The following is a 6,072-nucleotide window of genomic DNA, read 5'->3' as shown; positions in this document are numbered from 1 at the left end:
CTTCAGTGCTCCGGTTCGTTTAGCAGCGGCCATGCGCCTGGTCGGCGTCATTGGATGCCCACCCACGGTGGTGAGGCGGCCCTGAGAGCCGCTTCGGGTGGGACGCCTGGGATACCTGGGATCAGGAATCAGTGGGGTCAGGCTGGTCTGTGGATCATGCTCGGGGCTCACGCTGCCCGAGGCAGAGTCCTGGAGAGAGCCCGGATGGTGAATGAAGGTCAAACTCTCGAACAAATCGCATAGTTACTGAGGGGTTCAGCGGGCTTTCCACTCCGGGGACCGCTTCTCGACGAAGGCGAGCGGTCCCTCTTCCGCGTCCGCGCTGTGCATCCGCCGCTCCTCCCAGGGGAACCGGGTCTGGAAGGCCTGGTCGAGTGGCAGGGTGGCCGCTGCGGCGGCGGCCTGCTTGACCGCGCGGACGGCGAGCGGGGCGCAGCGCAGGATGTCCGCGATCCAGGCGTCCACGCAGGTGTCCAGGTCGTCGGCGGCCACGACCTCGTTGACCAGGCCCAGTTCGTAGGCGCGGGCGGCGGTCATCGGGCGACCGGTGATCAGGTGTCCGACGGCGACCCGGTGCGGTGCCTGCCGGGCGAGCCGGAACACCCCGCCCGCACCGGCGATCAGGCCGAGCTTGGCCTCCGGCAGGGCGAAGGTGGCGGTGTCCGAGGCCACGATCACGTCGCAGGCGAGCGCGAGTTCGAAGCCGCCGCCGAAGGCGTGGCCGTTGACCCGGGCGATCACCGGCTTGGCCAGGTCGAACCGCTCGGTGAGCCGGGGCCACCCGGGCTTGCCCCGGCTGCCGAAGGTGGACGGGGCGTTGCTGCCGTCGGTGATCCGGGCGGCGAGTTCCTTGAGGTCCTGTCCGGCCGAGAACGCCCGGTCCCCGGCACCGGTGAGGACGGCGAGCCAGAGGTCGTCGTCGGCCTCGAAGTCGTCCCAGACGCGGGCCAGTTCCTCGTGCATCCGCAGATCCATGGCGTTCAGGCGTTCCGGACGGTCGAGTGTGACGTGGGCGACGCGGTCGCGCTTCTCGTAGCGGATCCGGGTGAGGTCTGTCGGCATGGTCGGCTTTCTGAGCTGTTCCGGTGGGATGGGCAGGGTCGTCAGCGGAGCCGGGAGCCGGGAGCGGTCAGCCGCGGGCCGCGCGCGCCGTGCCGGCCGCTGCGGCGAAGCGGCTGACCTTCCCGATCACGTCCTGGCTGTAGAGCCGCAGCGCCTGCTGCATGGCGAACTCGGCCATGTACTGCCGGAAGTGGTCCGGCGGCTCCTCGGCCAGGTTCAGCATCCGGCGGTTGGTGACCACCGCCTGGCTGTCGAGCCGGTCCAGCGACTCGGCCACGGCCGCGTCCATCAGCTCCGGTTCGACCACCTCGTCCAGCAGCAGCCGGGCATCGGGTTCGGTGGCGTGGATCCGGCGCCCCCAGAGCACCACCTGGCGGGAGACCCGGCCCCCGGCGAGCGGTCCGAGCCGCAGGTTGGCCGCGCCGGGGACGATGCCCTCCTGGGCGGCGGGCACGCTGACGTACGAGTCGGCGGCGGCCAGCACCCGGTCGAAGACCATCAGCAGTTGCGCGCCGCCGCCGATGGCGAAGGTGTCGACGGCCGCCACCCACGGTTTCTCGATGGTGGGGGTGTGCCAGGAGCCCGCGTGGTCGACCCGCAGTCCGCGCTGGATCTTGTTGATGTAGCCCAGCTCGCGCCGGAGCAGGAAGTCGACCAGCGAGATCTGGCCGGTGTGCAGGCTCTTCAGGTTGATGCCCGCGCTGAAGACCCGGCGGCCCCGGTACCGGGGGTGGGTCATCTCGCCGCCGCGCAGCAGGCCGACCCGTACCTCCGGGTCGAGCAGGGCGAGGTCGACCGCCGTCTCCATGTCGTCGACCTGGCGGTTGTCCTCGGCGTTGAGGCAGTCGGTGCGGCACATGGTCAGCCGTGCGGCGCCGTCGCGGCGCTCCAGCCGGACGGAGCCGAGGTCGAGCTCACCGGTACGGCGGAACTCGGGGAGCAGCTCCAGGGCCCGGGCGGTCGGCAGGGCCATCGCGTCCAGCAGGTGGCGGCCGGAGGCGGGGGAGCGGAGCATGTCGCGCAGGAAGAGGCCCTGGTCGATCTCCAGGCCCTCCTTCTCGGCCTGGAGCCTGCCCTGCTCGGTCGCCAGCTGCTCGGGGCCGGGGAGCAGCCCGGGCCAGTCCGTGGCGGCGCCCGCGACGAGTTCCGGCAGCCGCAGGTGCATCCGGTGGCCGTCGGTGAGCTGCCGGTAGACCGCCTCGCCGTGCTGGGCCAGGAAGCGGCTGCGGACGGTCCGGGCGGCGTTCTTGGCGTCGGCGGCGAGCGCCTGCTGCTCGGGGCCGCGGTCGGCGGGCGCGGGCAGCGCGGCCAGTACGGCGTCGGCGCGCGCGGCGGCGTCGGCCAGGGTGCGGCGGGCCTGCGCCAGGTCCGCGCCGATCGGGAGCGCGGCGGCGGGGGGCGTGCCGGTGGTCACGACGACGCCGCGGCGGTGCGGCGCAACAGCCGGTCGCAGGCGGCGAGGTGCCTGCCGAGGGCCTCCTCGAAGCTGGTGGTTCCGGCGTCGAGCATCAGCTGCCGACGGATGGCGATCCCGCCGGAGGCCGCGGCCAGGCTCTCGGCGTCGTCGGCGAGAGCGGCCGACGGGTCCGCCGCGAGCCGGTCGAGCAGGTGCAGGGCCAGCGCCCGCTCGGCCGGGAGGGCTCCGCCGAAGAGGACCGCCTGCCGGGTGGCGGCGATTCCGGCCTGGTTGGCGAGCCGGTAGAGGGCCATGCCGGGCCAGAGGCCGTCCGCGGCAGCCGGCAGCAGCAGGCGGCTGCCGGGGGTGGCGATGCGGTGGTCGGTGGCCAGCAGCGCCTCCAGGGCGGTGCCGCCGCAGTCGCCGCTGACCAGGGCGACGGTCGGCAGGTCGAGCCGCTCCAGGCGGCGCAGCGCGCGCTCCCACTTGTTGACCAGGGCCAGCGGCGGGGCGGGCACGGCGGCGGGTACGGGCGCGCCGCCGACCCGCAGCACCAGCGGGGTGCGGACGCCGGAGCCCGCGGCGTCCTCGGCCCGGCCGCACAGCTCGTTCAGGGCCTGCACGGTCTCGGCCGACAGCGGCCGGGCGCCGTCGATCAGCGGCGGTTCGGTCGTGTGGTTCACGGTGGTGTGGTCCTTCTGCTCGGTTCGGGCGATCCCCGGCGTGGTCCCCGACGTGGTCCCCGGCTCGGTGCTCGGCTCGGTGCTCGGCATGGTCCCCGGTGTGGTGCTCGGGGCGGTCACCAGCGGGCCAGGGCGGTCTCGATGGTGGATCCCGGGCCCATGGTCATCAGCACGCAGTGGTCGCCGGGCCGCGCCACCTGCTCCTCCAGCAGCCGCTGGTAGGAGAAGAGGAACGAGCCGCTGGACAGGTTGCCGTAGTCCCGCAGCACGCTGGTGGTGTGCCGGACGTCGTGGCGGGTCAGGCCGAGGTTGACCCCGACGGCGTCGATGACCTTCTTGCCGCCGGAGTGCACCAGCCAGTGGTCGATGTCGCCGCGGCGCAATCCGGTACCGGAGAGCAACCGGTCGACGACGCGTTCGGCGTGGGCGCCGACCACGTAGGGCACCTGCGGGTCCAGGAAGAAGCTGAACCGGTCCTGCTGACCGTCCCAGTCGTAGCGCATGGCGTCGACGGCGTCGGTGATGATGTAGCTGGCGAACTTCAGGATCCGCGGCCCCCGGTCCGGCGGCGGCGCGGACCCGGACTCCGACTCGCGCTCCGGCTCGGGCGTGTCGGCGACCAGTGCGACGGCCGCGGCGCCGTCGCCGAAGAGGCTGTTGACCACCGAGGTACGCATGGTGCCGTCGAAGACGTAGGCGGCGGAGCAGGCCTCGGAGCAGACCATGAGGGCGAGTCGGCCCGGGTGGGCGCGGGCCCAGCCGTTGACGGCGTTGAGCGCGTTGAGACCGGCGTTGCAGCCCATGCCGACGACGTCGAGGCGGCTGGTGTGCGGGTCGATGCCCAGCTCACGGATGATCAGGGCGCTCAGACCCGGGGTGAGGAAGCCGGTGGTGGTGACGCAGCAGAGGTAGCCGATGTCGGACAGGTCGGCGCCGGTGTCCTTGAGGCATTCCTGGACGGCGCGCACACCCATGTCGACGGCCTGGGCCTTGTGCTTGGCGAGGAGTTCACCCTGGACCTCCATGACCCGGGCGCCGTCGGGGCCTTCGGGCGGGAGGGTCAGGAATCGGCGCTCAATGGCGCTGTTGAGGAAGACGGATCTCACTCGGGGATCCTCGATCCCGAAGATGTCCAGGACTTCCTGCTGTGAATATGAATTTCCGGGAACCGCGGTGCCGACTCCGGCGATACGGGACAGTTCGGGTACGGCGGTAGTCATCGGTACGTCCAGCCCCAGCTTCTCGGTTTGCTCCGCAAAAGCGGCGTGTACACGTCCATCGGATTCACGGCCTCCCTTTTCTGAATCGGCTGTCAGGTGTGCGGCTGTTCGCGGATGAAGTCCGCCAGGCGGTCGAGTCCCGCTTCGATCTCGTCGGATCGCAGATGGCTGAAGGAGAGCCGCATGACATTGCGTGCCCGGGCGTCGGCATAGAAATGGTGGACCGGTGTCCACAGCACTCGGAACTTCTCGGCGCTGACTTCGAGCAGTTCGTCGCCGACCGGGAAGGGCACGGTGAGCAGCAGGAAGAAACCGCCGGCGGGGGTGTTCCAGGAGACCCCGGGGGAGTCGCTGAATCGTTTCGCCAGTCCGGACAGCACCTGAGCCAGGTTCTGCTGGTAGTGCGCGGTCTCACGGGCGTTGGCGGCTCGCAGGCTGGACCCGTGGGCCAGCAGCTTGCCGCCGATCACGGCCTGCGCGATCGGCGAGGTGTTGACCGTCAGCATGCTCTTGATCTTGGCCAGCTGGTCCGCCAGGACCCCCGGCGACCCGGCCATCCGCTGGTCCGCCAGGGCGAAGCCGACCCGCGCGCCCGGAAGGCCGGTCTTGGCGAAGGAGCCCAGGTAGACGACCCGGGCAGTGCTGTCCAGGGCCTTGAGCGTCGGCGGTCCGGCCGGGTCGCCGAACAGGCCGTAGGGGTTGTCCTCCAGGATCAGGAGGTCCTCTTCGGCGGCGATCCGCAGCAGTTGCCGCCGGGTGTCGAGGTCGAGCCTGATCCCGCTGGGGTTGGCGAAGTCGGGGATGACGTAGCAGGCCCGGGGGTTGAGGCCGGCCGCCCGGGCGCACCGGACCTGCGCCCGCAGGTCCTCCAGGTCGATGCCCTCGGGCGACTCGCGGACCGGCAGCACCGGCATGTCCACCAGCTGGGCGGCCCCGTGCACCCCGACATAGCTGGGCGTCACCGCCAGCACCGCGTCCCGGTCGCTGCGGCGCAGCGCGCGCAGCGTCAGGTAGAGGGCCTCCTGGCAGCCGACGGTGACCACCAGGGCCTCCGGATCGGCGGTGATCCCCTCGTCCACCCGCAGGTGGTCGGCGATCAGCTCGTGGATGATGCCCTTGGTGCGCCCGTACTGAAGCAGCGTGCGGCGTACGGCAGCCTCGTCGCCGCCCAGGCGGGAGCTCAGGTGCTGACGGTAGGCGTCGAAATAGCGGTGGACGTCGTCCGGGTCGAGGAAACCCTCGAACGGCCGCCCGGCGGCCAGGGATATGGCGTCCGGGAACCGGTGGGCGATCTCGTTGAGGAAGTTCATGGATTCGCTGACCGGGGCGGCCAGTGAAGCGTGAAGGTCCGACAGGTCGATTTCCGTGAAAACACTGGGTCGGTGGTTCGCCACGCTTGTCCTTCGCGGTGGTTCGGAGTGCAGCGCTGCCCTTGAGATCGGCACGGCGAACCGTTGCGATCGGTGCTTCTCCGGCTGAAGGCTAGTCAATATCATCGGCGTACCGCAACTGACGTGCCAATGAAGGAAGATGAACCGCTCGGGAAGCCACCACTATCAAGGGTGAATTCATCTCGCGTTCGCACGAGCGAGATCCGCTGTTCCGTCGCGCGCCCCAGGCTCTGAGCCGCGAGTGCACCGCGCCGGTACCGGGCCAGTTGACCCGGACAGCCCGGGATCGGCTGTACGGCGGGATCCTGACGCACCGACCA

General features: G+C 71.1%; 5 protein-coding genes. All 5 read right to left on the bottom strand.

Translation table 11 applies throughout. From position 1 onward, the window contains the following. Window positions 1-255 precede the first annotated feature (255 nt). Window positions 256-1,062, bottom strand: a complete 807-nt coding sequence (gene dpgD / locus GXP74_RS22640; protein WP_182453071.1) for an enoyl-CoA-hydratase DpgD — start codon at window positions 1,060-1,062, stop codon at window positions 256-258. Between the two features lie 67 nt (window positions 1,063-1,129). Beyond that, window positions 1,130-2,440 carry a (3,5-dihydroxyphenyl)acetyl-CoA 1,2-dioxygenase DpgC gene (gene dpgC / locus GXP74_RS22635; RefSeq protein WP_182456576.1) on the bottom strand — a complete coding sequence of 437 codons (1,311 nt, stop codon included), beginning with the start codon at window positions 2,438-2,440 and terminating at the stop codon, window positions 1,130-1,132. Window positions 2,441-2,472: 32 nt separating this feature from the next. Then, window positions 2,473-3,231: an enoyl-CoA-hydratase DpgB gene (gene dpgB / locus GXP74_RS22630; RefSeq protein WP_182453070.1), complete on the bottom strand. Its 759-nt coding sequence runs from the start codon at window positions 3,229-3,231 to the stop codon at window positions 2,473-2,475. Between the two features lie 26 nt (window positions 3,232-3,257). Next, window positions 3,258-4,361, bottom strand: coding sequence for a 3,5-dihydroxyphenylacetyl-CoA synthase DpgA (gene dpgA, locus GXP74_RS22625; RefSeq protein ID WP_182453069.1), 1,104 nt, complete (start codon window positions 4,359-4,361; stop codon window positions 3,258-3,260). Between the two features lie 92 nt (window positions 4,362-4,453). Then, entirely contained in the window at window positions 4,454-5,671 is a 1,218-nt protein-coding gene (locus tag GXP74_RS22620) for a PLP-dependent aminotransferase family protein (RefSeq protein ID WP_225448118.1), read from the bottom strand. Between the last annotated feature and the right edge of the window lie 401 nt (window positions 5,672-6,072).

The sequence above is a fragment of the Streptacidiphilus sp. P02-A3a genome, assembly GCF_014084105.1.
Classification (GTDB): Bacteria; Actinomycetota; Actinomycetes; order Streptomycetales; family Streptomycetaceae; genus Streptacidiphilus.
Note: the sequence above shows the minus strand (reverse complement) of the source record. Positions and strands in the feature narration are given on the sequence as shown.

Excerpts from the sequence above, each read along its gene's own strand:
- dpgB (WP_182453070.1), bottom strand. The coding sequence starts at position 3,231 with ATGCCGAGCACCGAGCCGAGCACCGAGCCGGGGACCACGTCGGGGACC.
- GXP74_RS22620 (WP_225448118.1), bottom strand. The coding sequence starts at position 5,671 with ATGAACTTCCTCAACGAGATCGCCCACCGGTTCCCGGACGCCATATCC.
- dpgA (WP_182453069.1), bottom strand. The coding sequence starts at position 4,361 with ATGACTACCGCCGTACCCGAACTGTCCCGTATCGCCGGAGTCGGCACC.
- dpgD (WP_182453071.1), bottom strand. The coding sequence starts at position 1,062 with ATGCCGACAGACCTCACCCGGATCCGCTACGAGAAGCGCGACCGCGTC.